11 protein-coding genes and 1 pseudogene are annotated in these 13,277 nt (G+C 67.8%); 5 read left to right on the forward strand and 7 right to left on the reverse strand.

Annotated elements, in window-relative coordinates:
* Window positions 1-124: pseudogene (locus VMJ11_RS14015) on the reverse strand (ferredoxin); the annotation flags it as partial.
* A gap of 338 nt (window positions 125-462) precedes the next feature.
* On the opposite strand from VMJ11_RS14015, the gene pncB reads away from it, so the two are divergent.
* From pncB to rmuC, 5 genes are all read left to right on the forward strand, one after another.
* The gene (pncB, locus tag VMJ11_RS14020) at window positions 463-1,665 is read left to right on the forward strand and encodes a nicotinate phosphoribosyltransferase (protein WP_325619995.1); all 1,203 of its coding nucleotides are present in this window, start codon (window positions 463-465) and stop codon (window positions 1,663-1,665) included.
* Between the two features lie 116 nt (window positions 1,666-1,781).
* Window positions 1,782-2,444 (forward strand): lactate utilization protein C, encoded by a 663-nt coding sequence (locus VMJ11_RS14025; protein ID WP_325619996.1) that lies wholly within the window; start codon window positions 1,782-1,784, stop codon window positions 2,442-2,444.
* Entirely contained in the window at window positions 2,434-3,882 is a 1,449-nt protein-coding gene (locus VMJ11_RS14030) for a sodium:proton antiporter (protein WP_414694394.1), read from the forward strand. Before VMJ11_RS14025 ends, VMJ11_RS14030 begins: the two co-directional genes overlap by 11 nt.
* Window positions 3,883-3,974: 92 nt before the next feature.
* Window positions 3,975-4,964 carry a D-glycerate dehydrogenase gene (locus VMJ11_RS14035; protein ID WP_325619998.1) on the forward strand — a complete coding sequence of 330 codons (990 nt, stop codon included), beginning with the start codon at window positions 3,975-3,977 and terminating at the stop codon, window positions 4,962-4,964.
* The gene (gene rmuC, locus VMJ11_RS14040) at window positions 4,961-6,487 is read left to right on the forward strand and encodes a DNA recombination protein RmuC (protein WP_414694395.1); all 1,527 of its coding nucleotides are present in this window, start codon (window positions 4,961-4,963) and stop codon (window positions 6,485-6,487) included. The genes VMJ11_RS14035 and rmuC overlap by 4 nt, the downstream gene beginning before the upstream one ends.
* A gap of 104 nt (window positions 6,488-6,591) precedes the next feature.
* Here rmuC and VMJ11_RS14045 read toward each other — a convergent pair whose 3' ends face one another.
* The 6 genes from VMJ11_RS14045 to VMJ11_RS14070 form a co-directional block, all read right to left on the reverse strand.
* Window positions 6,592-7,089, reverse strand: coding sequence for a GNAT family N-acetyltransferase (locus VMJ11_RS14045; RefSeq protein ID WP_325619999.1), 498 nt, complete (start codon window positions 7,087-7,089; stop codon window positions 6,592-6,594).
* A complete protein-coding gene (locus VMJ11_RS14050; protein WP_028212919.1) occupies window positions 7,089-7,364 on the reverse strand; it encodes a hypothetical protein in 276 nt (91 codons plus the stop codon). The genes VMJ11_RS14045 and VMJ11_RS14050 overlap by 1 nt, the downstream gene beginning before the upstream one ends.
* Window positions 7,365-7,430: 66 nt before the next feature.
* Window positions 7,431-8,741, reverse strand: coding sequence for a gephyrin-like molybdotransferase Glp (glp, locus tag VMJ11_RS14055; protein ID WP_325620000.1), 1,311 nt, complete (start codon window positions 8,739-8,741; stop codon window positions 7,431-7,433).
* Window positions 8,742-8,848: 107 nt separating this feature from the next.
* On the reverse strand, window positions 8,849-9,472 hold the full coding sequence (mobA, locus tag VMJ11_RS14060) for a molybdenum cofactor guanylyltransferase MobA (protein WP_325620001.1): 624 nt from the start codon (window positions 9,470-9,472) through the stop codon (window positions 8,849-8,851).
* 16 nt (window positions 9,473-9,488) lie between these two features.
* Window positions 9,489-10,601, reverse strand: coding sequence for a GTP 3',8-cyclase MoaA (gene moaA, locus VMJ11_RS14065; protein WP_325620002.1), 1,113 nt, complete (start codon window positions 10,599-10,601; stop codon window positions 9,489-9,491).
* Window positions 10,602-10,763: 162 nt separating this feature from the next.
* Window positions 10,764-13,277 (reverse strand): ribonuclease E/G (locus VMJ11_RS14070; RefSeq protein ID WP_325620003.1); only part of this gene is annotated, 2,514 nt, incomplete at its 5' end.

A 13,277-nucleotide genomic window follows, 5' to 3' on the forward strand; every position in this document is an offset into this window, starting at 1 on the left:
CGATGCATTCGTCCGGGTCGATCGCGAGGAAGTTGGGACCTTCGCGAAAGCAGTCCACCGGGCACACATCGACGCAGTCGGTATAGCGGCACTTGATGCAGCTTTCGGTCACAACGTGAGTCATTCAGGCAACTCCTGCAAGCTTTTCGTATCGGGGGATGGCTGATCGCCAAAACCATTATTGTAACTGATGAGGAATTTCCCCACCCAGACGCCCGCAGCGGTCCTTAGATCGTTTCGTGATTAGTTTATGTCGTTCAGGGGGCAGGGCGATCTCGCGCCGATTACCCCTTGCGCGCGGGGGAACCTGCCGGCGCACACACGGGGCGCACGGGCATTGGGGTAACATGGGCGCACCGCTGGCGAGCGCCGGTCTGGAGACGCCGCAAGGCCTGCACGCCGCGGCGCGCTCCGGTCTCCGGCTTGCCTCGCGTCCTCCGTTTGCAGTCCGGCTGGCCCATCATGATCATTACTTCGCTGCTCGATACCGATCTGTACAAATTCACGATGATGCAGGTGGTGCTGCATCATTTCCCCGCGGCCAATGTGGAGTACCGCTTCCGCTGCCGTACGCCGAACGTCGATCTCGTCCCCTACGTCGACGAAATCAGGAGCGAGGTCCAGAAGCTCTGCAGGCTGCGCTTCGCCGAGCCCGAACTCGAGTACCTGCGCAAGATGCGCTTCATCAAGAGCGACTTCATCGACTTCCTCGCGCTCTTTCACCTGAACGAAAAGTACATTTCGATCACGCCGTCTCCGAAGGGCAACGGCGAGATCGACATCGAGATCAAGGGGCCGTGGCTGCACACGATCCTCTTCGAAATTCCGGTGCTCGCCATCGTCAACGAGGTCTACTTCCGCAACACGCAGCACCATCCGCAGTACGAGGAAGGGCGCGAGCGCCTGCGCCACAAGATCGAGCTGCTCGGCGCGAAGCCCGAATTCGCCGATTGCAAGATCGCCGACTACGGCACACGTCGCCGCTTTTCGAAGCGCTGGCACGAGGAGGTGATCCTCACGCTCAAGGAAGACCTCGGCGAGCAGTTCACGGGCACGAGCAACGTGTACTACGCGATGAAGCACAACCTCACGCCGCTCGGCACGATGGCGCACGAGTACCTGCAGGCGTGCCAGGCGCTCGGGCCGCGTCTGCGCGACTCGCAGATCTACGGCTTCGAGAAGTGGGCGAAGGAGTATCGCGGCGACCTCGGCATCGCGCTTTCCGATGTCTACGGCATGCAGGCGTTCCTGCGCGACTTCGACATGTACTTCTGCAAGCTCTTCGACGGCGCGCGCCACGATTCGGGCGATCCGTTCGACTGGGGCGAGCGCCTGCTCAAGCACTACGAGGACAATCGCTGCGACCCGCGCACGAAGACCATGATCTTTTCGGACGCGCTCGACATTCCCAAGGTTCTGAGTCTCTACGAGCGCTTTCGCGGGCGCTGCCGTCTCGCGTTCGGCGTCGGCACGAACCTCACCAACGACCTCGGCTATCAGCCGCTGCAGATCGTCATCAAGATGGTTCGCTGCAACGGCCAGCCCGTCGCCAAGCTCTCCGATTCGCCGGGCAAGAACATGTGCGAAGACAAGGCGTATCTCGCGTATCTGCGGCAGGTGTTCGGCATCGAGCAGCCCACGGAAGAAGAGTGCGCGGGCAAGTAACGACGGCTCGTCACGCGAGCGGGCGCCGCGTCTGAAAATGCATCGGGCGCGCGAAATGCGGGGTAGCGCGCCGGTATAATCGGCGCGTCGCCAATCTTCATCTGCAGAGGACGTTCATGGACACGACGGCCGCCCGCCGCAGCATACTCGCGCGCATTCGCGCAGCGCAGGGACGCGAGGCCACGCCCGCGGCGCACGAGCGGGAAGCCGTTGCCGATTACCTGGCACGCCATCCCGAAGGGCCGCGTCCGCCGCTCGAAGGCGATCTCGTCGCGCGTTTCGTCGACGAGGCGCGCAAGATGTCGAGCACCGTCGAAGAAGTGCAGCAGCTCGCCGACGTACCCGCCGCCGCGCAACGCTATCTCGCCGAGCGCAACCTGCCGATGCAGGCCGTCGCGTGGCAAACGCTCGAGGCGCTCGACTGGGCCGGCGCGGGGCTCGCCGTGCAATTCCGCAAGCCCGAGGATCGCGATCTCGTGGGCCTCACGGGGTGCTTTTGCGCCACGGCCGAGACCGGCACGCTAGTGCTGCTTTCCAGCCCGCAAACCTGGGCCTCGGGCGCGCTCTTGCCCGAAACGCACATTGCCGTCGTGCCTGCCTCGCGCATCGTGGCGGGCCACGAAGACGCCTTCGCACTCATGCGCGACGAACGCGGCGAGCTGCCGCGCGCGGTCAACTTCGTCTCGGGGCCCTCGCGCACCGGCGACATCGAGCAAACCATCATTCTCGGCGCGCACGGACCGTATCGCGTGCATGTCGTCGTCGTGCATGGCGCGTGACTTTCGCAAGACTGGCTGCGCGGTCCGAACATGCGCAGCAGCGGCCGTCACAGCGCTGCTCTTGACCAGCACGAACGCTCACGCGGCGGCTTTCGACGGCGCGGCGCTCGGCGCCATCTGGGCGCTGCCGTTCGGCGGCATGCTGCTCTCGATCGCGTTCTTCCCGATGCTCGCGGCCTCGTTCTGGCATCGCCACTTCGGCAAGATCTCGGCGGCGTGGGCGCTCGCGTTCCTGCTGCCGTTCGCGGCAGCTCACGGTCCCGGCGCGACGTATCCGCTCTTCGTGCACGCCATCGTCGACGAATATCTGCCGTTCATCGTCCTGCTAGGTTCGCTCTACACGATCGCGGGCGGCATCTGCGTGTACGGCAATCTGCACGGCTCGCCGCGCACGAACACGGTCATCCTCGCGCTCGGCACCGTGCTCGCGAGCGTGATGGGGACGACCGGCGCCGCGATGCTGCTGATCCGGCCGCTCCTGCGCGCAAACGACAACCGGCGCCACAACGTGCACGTGGTCGTGTTCTTCATCTTTCTCGTCGCAAACGCGGGCGGCCTGCTCACGCCGCTCGGCGACCCGCCGCTCTTTCTCGGCTTTCTGAACGGCGTGGAATTCCTCTGGACTGCAAAGCATCTCGCATGGCCTTCGCTGTTCGTCTGCGGCGTGCTGCTCGCGCTGTTCTACGCGGTCGACAGCTGGTTTTTTCGCCGCGCCGGCGAAGCGCGTCCCGCCTTTCTCGACCCGACGCCGGATACGGGCGAGCTTTATGTCGGCGGCAAGGCCAACTTCGTGCTGCTGGCGCTGCTCGTCGCACTCGTGCTGATGAGCGGCTTGTGGCGGCCGGGCATCAGCTTCGAAGTCGCGAGCGCCCACGTGCAGTTGCAAAACCTCGTGCGCGACGTGGGCCTCGTTGCGCTCGCACTGGTCTCGCTTTACTTCACGTCGCGCAGGGCGCGCGCCGACAACGGCTTCGAGTGGGCGCCGATCGTCGAGGTGGCCAAGCTCTTCGCGGGCATCTTCATGACGATCACGCCCGTCATCGCGATGCTGCGCGCGGGGGAGGCAGGCGCGTTCGCCCCCCTGATCCAGTTGGTGAACGACGCGCCGGGCCGCCCCAACGAAGCGTTGTACTTCTGGGCGACGGGTCTCTTGTCGTCGTTTCTCGACAACGCGCCCACTTATCTTGTGTTCTTCAATCTCGCGGGCGGCGACGCCGATACGCTCATGTCCGAGGGCGCGAAAACGCTCGCTGCGATTTCGGCGGGCGCGGTGTGGATGGGGGCGCTCACCTATATCGGCAACGCGCCGAATTTCATGGTGAAGGCGATCGCCCAATCGCGCGGCGTGCGCATGCCGGGTTTCTTCGGCTATCTTGGCTGGTCGGGCGTGGTGCTCGTGCCGGTCTTTCTCGCGGCCACCTGGCTTTTTTTCCTCTAGCTGCAAGATCGTCGCAAGACTTTCCCGCGCGCCCCGTCGCGCGCAACAATGGCGGACAACCGGACAGAACGACCGAAGTGTGGAGAGCAACGATGCAAAAGATTCTCGTGGCGCGCCCGATCTTTCCCGACGTGATCGATCGGCTCAAGCAGTATTTCGACGTGGACTGGAACAACGGCGAGGCGCTTTCGCCGGAGGCGCTGCATGAGCGTCTTGCCGACAAGGACGGCGCGCTCACCGCGGGCGACCCCATCGGCGCGGCGGCGCTCGCAGCCGCGCCGCGACTGCGCGTGGTGTCGAACATGGCCGTGGGCTACAACAACTTCGACATGGCCGCGTTCAACGCAGCCAACGTGCTCGGCACCAACACGCCCGACGTGCTCAACGAAACCACGGCCGACTTCGGCTGGGCGCTGATGATGGCGGCCGCGCGCCGCGTGGCGGAATCCGAGCACTTCCTGCGCGCGGGCAAGTGGGACAAGTGGTCATTCGACATGTTCCTCGGCTCGGATATCTATGGCGCGACGCTCGGCGTGATCGGCATGGGCCGCATCGGCCAGGCGCTCGCGCGTCGCGCGCGCGGCTTCAACATGCGCGTGGTCTATCACAATCGTTCGCGTGTCGCGCCTGAGATCGAGGCCGAGCTGAACGCCGAATATCTCTCGAAGGACGACCTGCTCAAGCAGGCCGATCACGTCGTGCTCGTGCTGCCCTACACGGCCGGGAATCACCACACGATCGGCGCCGCCGAACTCGCGCTGATGAAGCGCACCGCGACGCTCACGAACATCGCGCGCGGCGGCATCGTCGACGACGCCGCGCTCGCCGAGGCGCTGCGCACGCGCCAGATCGCGGCGGCGGGGCTCGACGTGTTCGAGGGCGAGCCACGCGTGCATCCGGCGCTGCTCGAAGTGGAGAACGTCGTGCTCACGCCGCACATCGCGAGCGCGAGCGAAGCCACGCGCCGCGCGATGGCGAACCTCGCAGCCGAGAACCTGATCGCCGCGCTCGGCGAGGGCCCGCGAGCGGGGCAGCCGCCCAATCCGATCAACCCGGCAGTGCTGGGGAAAGCGCGTACATGAGTCCGCTTGCAGGCATGTCGCTGGCGCTTCTGGCGCTGGCGATCGCATTTGTCGCGATGCTCGTGGCGTTGCTGCGGGCTCGTCACAGCCATGACGCAGGCGAAGCCGAGGCGACGCTCGACGCGCTCGATCAACTGAGCGATCGCGTTGCCGCAGCGACCGACACGCAGGCGCGCACGGCCGAGCGCATCGAGCGCGAACTGCGCAGCGAGATCGCGCGCACGGCGCAGGCGTCGCGCAGCGAATTCGGCGGCGGCTTCGCGCAGGTGCAGCAGGCGCTCGCGGCGCAGCTCACGAGCATCGCGACGGTGCAGAACAGCCAGATCGACGGCTTCGCGCAGCAACTCGTCAAGCTCACGCAGACGAACGCGCAACAGCTCGACGCCGTGCGCCAGAGCCTGCATCAGCAGGCCCAGCAGGCGCGCGACGAGCAGGGCGCCGCGCTGCGCCACTTCGGCGCGTTGCTCACCCAGCAACTCGCGCAGCTCACCGAGGTCAACGACCGGCGCTTCGCCGAAGTACGCGCGACGCTCGAGCAACGTCTGAAGGACATCGAAGCGAACAATGCCGCGAAGCTCGAGGAAATGCGCCGCACCGTCGACGAGAAGCTGCATGCGACGCTCGAACAGCGCCTCGGCGAATCGTTCAAGCTCGTCTCCGACCGGCTCGAACAGGTGCATCGCGGGCTCGGCGAGATGCAGACACTCGCGGCGGGCGTCGGCGACCTGAAGAAGGTGCTGACCAACGTGAAGACGCGCGGCACGTGGGGCGAGGTGCAGCTCGAAGCGCTGCTCGAACAGATGCTCACGCCCGAGCAGTACGCGAAGAATGTTGCGACGGTGCCCAGGAGCAGCGAGCGCGTGGAGTTCGCGATTCGCCTTCCGGGGCGCGGAATCACAGGTGCGGCTGAGAGCGAGCCCGTCTGGCTGCCGATCGACGCCAAATTCCCTCGCGAGGATTACGAGCGCTTGATCGACGCACAGGAGCGCGCGGACGTCGTCGCGATCGAGGAGGCGGGGCGCTCGCTCGAACTGCGCATTCGCGCGGAGGCGCGCACGATCGCCGAGAAGTACGTCGCGCCGCCGCATACGACCGATTTCGCACTGCTTTTCCTGCCGACCGAAGGGCTTTACGCGGAAATCCTGCGCCGCCCGGGCCTCACTGACCTGCTGCAGCGCGATTACCGCGTGAGCGTGGCAGGGCCGACCACGCTCACGGCACTGCTCAACAGCCTGCAGATGGGTTTTCGCACGCTCGCGATCGAGCGCCGCTCGAGCGAAGTCTGGCAGGTGCTGGGCGCGGTGAAGACGGAGTTCGGCAAGTTCGGCGACGTCCTTGCGCGCACGAAGTCGCAGCTCGAAACGGTGACGCGCTCGATCGAAGCCGCGGAAGTGCGCACGCGCGCGATGAACCGCAAGCTGCGCGACGTGGAGGCGCTGCCGGGCGAGGCGGCGGCGAACCTGCTCGGCGATGCTTTGCGCAATGGTGAATCAGGCGGTGAAGCGGGACTCGGCGACGAGTGACATCACGCACACGTCGCCCGAACAGCGCTTCCACGCCAAAGAACAACGGGCCGCCTGCAGATGATGCAGGCGGCCCGTTTGCATTCGAGGCGGTGCTTTGACGCTTACCCGATCGCCGGTTCGGCGGGCGCGGCGAGTTTTTCGAGCGCCTCGCCGGTCATGCGCACGACGCGCCAGTCGGGCAGCACGCTCGCGCCGAGCTTCTCGTAAAAGCCGATGGCCGGCTTGTTCCAGTCGAGCACGGTCCATTCGAAGCGGGCGCAGCCGCGTTCGACGGCAATCGCTGCGAGCGCGCGCAGCATCGCGGTGCCGAGGCCGGTGCCGCGCTGCGACGGCTGCACGTAGAGGTCTTCGAGATAAAGGCCGCGGCGGCTCAGGAAGGTCGAGTAGTTGTGGAAGAAGAGCGCATAGCCGACGATACGGCCGGCATCTTCAGCCACCAGCGCTTCGGCCGCCGGTCGCGTGCCGAACAGCGCGTCGGCGAGGCCGGCGGCTGTGCCCGTGAACAGGTGCGTGAGCTTCTCGAACTCGGCGAGTTCGTACATCAGCGCGTGCACGGCGCCGACGTCGGCGGGAGTCGCGGCGCGGATCGTCGCGGCCATCAGGCTTCCTCCGGCACGTCGGAGAGGTGGATCTCGATGCCGCCGAAGCGCGAGGCGACCCAGTTGTACGCGTGGCAGGCGATCCACAGCAGGATGAAGCCGACGATCGCGTTGAGCAGCAGCGCGCTGAAGATGGTGGAAAGCTCGACCGACCCATAGCGCACGAACGCCACGAGCACGCCGAGCAGCACGATCGGCACGCTGAAGGTCAGGTACACGAGGATGAGCGCCTTGGCGGTCTGGCCCGCAGCGATGAACGAAATCTGTTTTTTCATATGAGTCGGTCCGTATGTCGGGGTGGACGTGTGGATACGTTTGTTGGTCGGTCAGGCGGTGGCGCGCTAGACGAGCCCATCGAACAGCATGATGTCGACGGCGTCGCCGGCATCGAGATCGCCGGCCTCGTGGGCAAGCACGATGAAGCAGTTCGCCTCGCTCATCGTGCTGAGCGCGCCCGAGCTCTGCGAGCCGGTTGGCGCGACGCGCCACTGGCCGCCGGCGTCGCGGCGCGCGAGGCCGCGCTGGAACTCGGTGCGGCCGGCGCGCTTCCTGATCGGCTGTTCGCTCACCGCCGGCACGAGCGGCACGGGCTGCGCTTTCGCGCCCGCCATCGCCATGAGCGCGGGGCGCACGATCTGGTAGAACGAGACCATCGTCGCGACCGGGTTGCCGGGCAGGCCGAACAGCAGCGCCGCGCGGCCCGCGCCGGGGCGTCCGCCGGACCAGATGCGGCCGAACGCGAGTGGGCGGCCCGGGCGCATGGCGAGGCCCCAGAAAGAGACGTCGCCGAGCGCTTGCAACTGCTCGCGCGTGAAATCGGCCTCGCCGACCGAAACGCCGCCGGAGGTTAGCACGACATCGGCGGTTTCGGCAGCCAGCTTTAGCGTGGCGGCGAGGGCTTCGGGTTCGTCGCGCACCACGCCGAGGTCGATTGCCTCGACGTTCAGCCGGTGCAGCATGGCGCCGAGCGCGTAGCGGTTGCTGTCGTAGATGCAGCCTGGCTCGAGTGGTTCGCCCGGCGAGCGCAGTTCGTCGCCGGTCGAGAAGTAGGCCACGCGCAGGCGTTGCTTGACGCTCGCCTCGACGAGGCCGAGCGAAGCCAGGAGGCCGATGTCGCACGCGTGCAGCACACGGCCGGCTGCGAGGGCCACGCCGCCGCGCGCGAGGTCTTCGCCTTTGCGCCGCGCGTTCGCGCCGCGCGCAACGGCGCCCGGTTCGAAGGTGACCGCTTCGCCCTGAACTGCAACGCGCTCCTGCGGCACGACGGTGTCGCAACCTGCGGGCATCGGCGCGCCGGTCATGATGCGCACGCACGTACCCTCGGCGACTTCGCCCGTGTAGGGGTGGCCTGCGAACGCCTTGCCGCAGACCGTGAGCGTCAGCCGGCCGGCAGTGGTGGCCGTGGCCAGCGCCGCGCCGTCGAACGCGTAGCCGTCCATCGCGGAGTTGTTGTGGGCCGGAACGTCGATCGGCGAAATCACGTCTTCGGCCAGCACGCGCGCGAGCGCCTCGCGCAGCGACACCCGTTCGCTAGCCGCGAGCGGCGTCACCCACTGCAGCACGATGGCCTGCGCGGCGCTCAAGGGCAAAGCTTGCGGATCGTACTGGCCGATACACCCGGCGTTACCGGAGAGGTGATTAAGCGTGGTCATCGAGTGGGGAAGCGTCGCATCCGCACGGTGTGTGCGGCGATCGTCCTGGCGGGCGTGCCGGCCGTGTGCCGGGGACGGCGGCTGGCCGGGCGCCGCCCGATTGCAATTCAGGCGCGTTCGAGTTCGGCCAGTTCCTGTAAGGAATTGATATTGTAAAACGCGTGTTCATCGGCAAAGGCGACTTCGGCCGCCGTGTGGCGCGCGTACCACGCACGGACCTTGCGTTCGCCCGCTTCGAGGAAAGCGGCGAGGTCGCCGGCGAGCGAGGTGCGCACGAGCGCGAATACGGGATGCAGCGAGACGACACCTTCGGCATTCGTCGTGGTCGCGGTCACGATGTCGGCGCGTTGCGCGAGCGCCGCATTGCCGAGGCGCGCGGCGAGGTCGGCTGGCAGCCAGGGCGAGTCGCAGGGCGCAGTGAGCAGCCACTCGGTACGCGCCGCGAGCAGCCCCGCAAGCAGTCCCGCGAGCGGGCCGGGGAAATCGGGCAGCGTGTCGCCGAGTATGCTTGCGTGCCATGGCGCGCCGAGCGCTGCGTAGGCCTCGCGATTGCGGTTCGCGCTGATCGCAAGCGCGCCCACCTGCGGCGCGAGACGCGCGAGGACATGGGCCGCGAGCGGCGTGCCATGCAGCATCTGCAGGCCCTTGTCCGCGCCGCCCATGCGCTGGCCACGGCCGCCCGCGAGCACGAGGCCGGTGATCGATCCGGTGGGAATGGTGCTGGCGCTCATCGGCCGGATTGGCTTTCTAGCCGCCAATGTAGGACATTTCGATGCGGGGCTCGTCGGCGGAGCCCGGCGCTTGCGCACTGCCGCGCAGTTGCGAGTAGCGGTCCGCGCGGCCTTCCCAGATCTGCGCAATCGACCCGCTGATCGCCTCGTCGCTGGCGCCGTTGCGCAGGAGCGCACGCAGGTCATAGCCCATCGAGGCAAAGAGGCACAGATACAGCTTGCCTTCGGTCGAGAGGCGCGCGCGCGTGCAGTCGCCGCAGAATGCGCGCGTCACGCTCGAAATCGCGCCGATCTCGCCGGCGCCGTCCGCATAGCCCCAGCGCTGCGCCGTTTCGGCTGCGCTGTGCGGCTCGAGCGGCACGAGGGGCCAGTGCTCGGCGATGCGCGCGACGACCTCGGCCGAGGGCAGCACTTCGGTCATGTTCCAGCCGTTCGAAGTGCCGACATCCATGTACTCGATAAAGCGCAGCGTCACGTTCGTGCCGCGGAAATGCCGCGCGAGTGGCACGATTTCGCTGTCGTTCGTGCCGCGCTTGACGACCATGTTGACCTTGAGCGGCGCGAGACCCACGGCCTGCGCGGCGGCGATGCCGTCGAGCACGTCGGCAACGGCGAAGTCGGCGTCGTTCATGCGGCGAAAGAGCGCGTCGTCGAGGGCGTCGAGGCTCACGGTCACGCGGGTGAGGCCCGCGTCGCGCAAGGCGCGCGCCTTGCGGGCGAGCAGCGAGCCATTGGTGGTGAGCGTAATGTCGAGCGGCTCGCCCGCGGGCGTGCGCAGCACCGCGAGGCGCTCGATCAGGAATTCGATGTTCTTGCGCAGCAGCGGCTCGCCGCCCGTCAGCCGGATCTTGGTGACGCCTTGCGCGACGAAAAGCTGCGCGAGCCGCTCGATTTCTTCGAGCGAGAGCAGGGCGGAATGCGGCAGGAACGGGTAGTCCTTGTCGAACACCGCGCGCGGCATGCAGTACACACAGCGGAAGTTGCAGCGGTCGGTGACCGAGATGCGCAGGTCGCGCAGCGGTCTTGCAAGCGTGTCGAAGACCTCGCCGGACGGCGCGCGCGCCGCTCCAGCGGCCGGTTTGGGCGGCAGCGACCGGACATCGGCAACAGGAATGATGCGTCGGGACATGGTTTCTTCGTTCTCGCGTTGGTTCGATTCTAGCCGAACCGGCAGTCCCTTACCGACAAGGGAGAACGCTGATATATCAAAAAAAAGCCCACCGGGAACGGTGGGCTTCGTGGGGCGGCGCCGGGCTTGCGGGCCCGGCGCGGCCAGTCGCGCAAGCGGGGCTTACGGCTGGCGAGTCGTTTCGACCTGCTGCATCGGCGTGCCGTCGACCGGCGGCAGCGCCTTGCGTTCGCGCGGCGCGCGCGCGGGTTTCACCACCTGCGCGGCGGCTTGCTGGGCGGCGTGCAGCTTGTCGGCGTCGGTGTTGACCCAGACGAGGCCCGCCGATTCCAGCATCGGACGCAGCGCATCGGCCGAGACGGCGACGCTCGCCGTAGCTTGAGCCGGGCGCGGCTGTGCGACCGGCTCGGCAACCGCGACGGCCGCCTGTACAGGCTCGGGTTGCGCCACGGGCGCTACCACCGGCTCAACGGGCTGCGGCGCTTCGACGCGGTCTTCACGCGCAACGGGCAGGGCTTCGGCCTGGAGCGGCTCGACCGGAGCCGCCGGTGCAGCAGCTTCGACCGGTGCGGCAGGCGCAGCCGGTTCTTCAGCCTTAGGCTGCTCGGCTACGGGTGCGGCTTCAGCAGCTACCGGTGCGACTTCGGCGGGCGCCGCAGCCGGCTCGACCGGAGTTGCCGGCGTTTGCGCAGCCTCGGGTGCTACGGTCTCGACGTGCGTGGCCGTCACTGCGGCGGCGGGCACTTGCCCGGCTTCGGCGACAGCGGCTGCGGCCGGCGTCGCGGTCACGACGGCGGTTTCCACAACCGCCTCGGCACGCGCTTCCTCGACCGGCGTCGCATGCACGTGAGCCGCAACGGCCGGCTGCTCGATTGCCGGTTGTGCCGGTGCGGTTTCTTCGCCGGTTTCCGGCGCTTGCTCGCCCGACGTCAGGCCCGCCGTAGCTTCTGCTTCGCGCTCGCGACGACCGCCACGGCGGCCGCGGCGGCGGCGGCGGCGCTCTTCGCCCTCACGCGGTGCACCGTCTTCCTCGGCGCCCAGGCTTGCGCCTTCGGACAGTTCTGCCTGCGGTGCATCGACGCCTTCGATTTCCGTCGATGCGGCTTCGAGACGCGCTTCCTGGGCTTCGGCTGCCTCGGCCTGCGGGCGGCGGCGCTGTTCGGCACGTTCGCCGCGTTCGCCACGCTCACGGCGCTCGCCGCGTTCCTGGCGTTCACCGCGTGCGGCACCTGCTTCCGTGCTCACCTCGCTGCGGTCGTGACCACGCTCGACGCGCTCGATGCGCTGTTCGCGCTCGGCGCGCACCTCACGCGGTTCACGTTGCTCGCGCGGTTCACGTGCTTCGCGCGGTTCCCGCGCTTCACGTGTTTCACGCGGCTCGCGCTGTTCGCGGGCGCCGCGGCCTTCGCGTGCTTCACGCGGCTCGCGCGGCTCACGATCTTCGCGACGGCCGGCCGGCTGGCCGGTGCGCGCGCCAACTGCGCCCGCGCCGTCGCCGCGGCCTGCCGCGTCGCGGCCGCCGGTGCGGCGATTGCGGTTGCGCTCGCCGCCGGCCTTTTCACCGCGCTCGGCGCGTGCTTCGCGTGCCGGACGGGTGGCCTTTTCGGGTTGCGCGGCCGGCGCAGGTGCGGGGGCCGAGGCCGGCGCGCCGCCGAACAGGCGCTTGATCCAGCCGAAGAAGCCGCCGCCCGCGGGCGTGACGGCCACTTGCGCCGCCACGGGAGCGGCCTCGGCGGCCTTGACCGGTGCGGACGGTGCCGGACTCGCCGGCGTGATGCCCTTCACCGCGGCTTCCTGCTTGGGTTTGGCTTCGGCGGTGCGCTTGCTGTAGCCGGTTTCCGACTCGAGCTCGCGTGCCGCTTCCTCGGCCATCTTCCACGAGGCGCGCGGGTCGTCGAGGCGCGCGTCGTCGTGACGCAGGCGCTCGAGCTTGTAGTGCGGCGTTTCGAGGTGCTTGTTCGGAATCAGGACGACGCCGACCTTGAAGCGCGACTCGATCTTGTTGATCTCCGCGCGCTTCTCGTTGAGCAGGAAGGCGGTCACTTCGACCGGCACCTGGCAGTGGATCGCCGCGGTGTGCTCCTTCATCGCCTCTTCCTGGATGATGCGCAGGACCTGAAGCGCCGACGATTCCGTGTCGCGGATGTGGCCCGTGCCGTTACAGCGCGGGCAGGTGACGTGGCTACCTTCGGAGAGGGCGGGGCGCAGGCGCTGGCGCGAAAGCTCCATCAGGCCGAAGCGCGAAATCTTGCCCATCTGCACGCGCGCGCGGTCGTGGCGCAGCGCGTCCTTCAGGCGCTGCTCGACTTCACGCTGGCTCTTGGCCGACTCCATGTCGATGAAGTCGATCACGATCAAGCCGCCCAGGTCGCGCAGACGCAGCTGGCGCGCGACTTCGTCGGCGGCTTCGAGGTTGGTGCGCGCGGCGGTTTCCTCGATGTCGGCGCCCTTGGTGGCGCGCGCCGAGTTCACGTCGATGGCGACGAGCGCCTCGGTGTGGTCGATCACGATTGCGCCGCCCGAAGGCAGGGGCACCGTGCGCGAGTACGCCGTCTCGATCTGGTGCTCGATCTGGAAGCGCGAGAAGAGCGGCACGTCGTCGTGGTACCGCTTCACCTTGTTGACATTGTCCGGCATCACGATATCCATGAAGGCGCGCGCCTGGTCATAGATCTC

It is taken from the genome of Paraburkholderia sp., from assembly GCF_035501035.1.
Taxonomy (GTDB): Bacteria; Pseudomonadota; Gammaproteobacteria; order Burkholderiales; family Burkholderiaceae; genus Paraburkholderia.

What these genes read in the sequence shown, in the direction of transcription:
- pncB (WP_325619995.1), top strand. Translation starts at nt 463, where the DNA reads ATGATCATTACTTCGCTGCTCGATACCGATCTGTACAAATTCACGATG.
- VMJ11_RS14025 (WP_325619996.1), top strand. Translation starts at nt 1,782, where the DNA reads ATGGACACGACGGCCGCCCGCCGCAGCATACTCGCGCGCATTCGCGCA.
- VMJ11_RS14030 (WP_414694394.1), top strand. Translation starts at nt 2,434, where the DNA reads ATGGCGCGTGACTTTCGCAAGACTGGCTGCGCGGTCCGAACATGCGCA.
- VMJ11_RS14035 (WP_325619998.1), top strand. Translation starts at nt 3,975, where the DNA reads ATGCAAAAGATTCTCGTGGCGCGCCCGATCTTTCCCGACGTGATCGAT.
- rmuC (WP_414694395.1), top strand. Translation starts at nt 4,961, where the DNA reads ATGAGTCCGCTTGCAGGCATGTCGCTGGCGCTTCTGGCGCTGGCGATC.
- VMJ11_RS14045 (WP_325619999.1), bottom strand. Translation starts at nt 7,089, where the DNA reads ATGGCCGCGACGATCCGCGCCGCGACTCCCGCCGACGTCGGCGCCGTG.
- VMJ11_RS14050 (WP_028212919.1), bottom strand. Translation starts at nt 7,364, where the DNA reads ATGAAAAAACAGATTTCGTTCATCGCTGCGGGCCAGACCGCCAAGGCG.
- glp (WP_325620000.1), bottom strand. Translation starts at nt 8,741, where the DNA reads ATGACCACGCTTAATCACCTCTCCGGTAACGCCGGGTGTATCGGCCAG.
- mobA (WP_325620001.1), bottom strand. Translation starts at nt 9,472, where the DNA reads ATGAGCGCCAGCACCATTCCCACCGGATCGATCACCGGCCTCGTGCTC.
- moaA (WP_325620002.1), bottom strand. Translation starts at nt 10,601, where the DNA reads ATGTCCCGACGCATCATTCCTGTTGCCGATGTCCGGTCGCTGCCGCCC.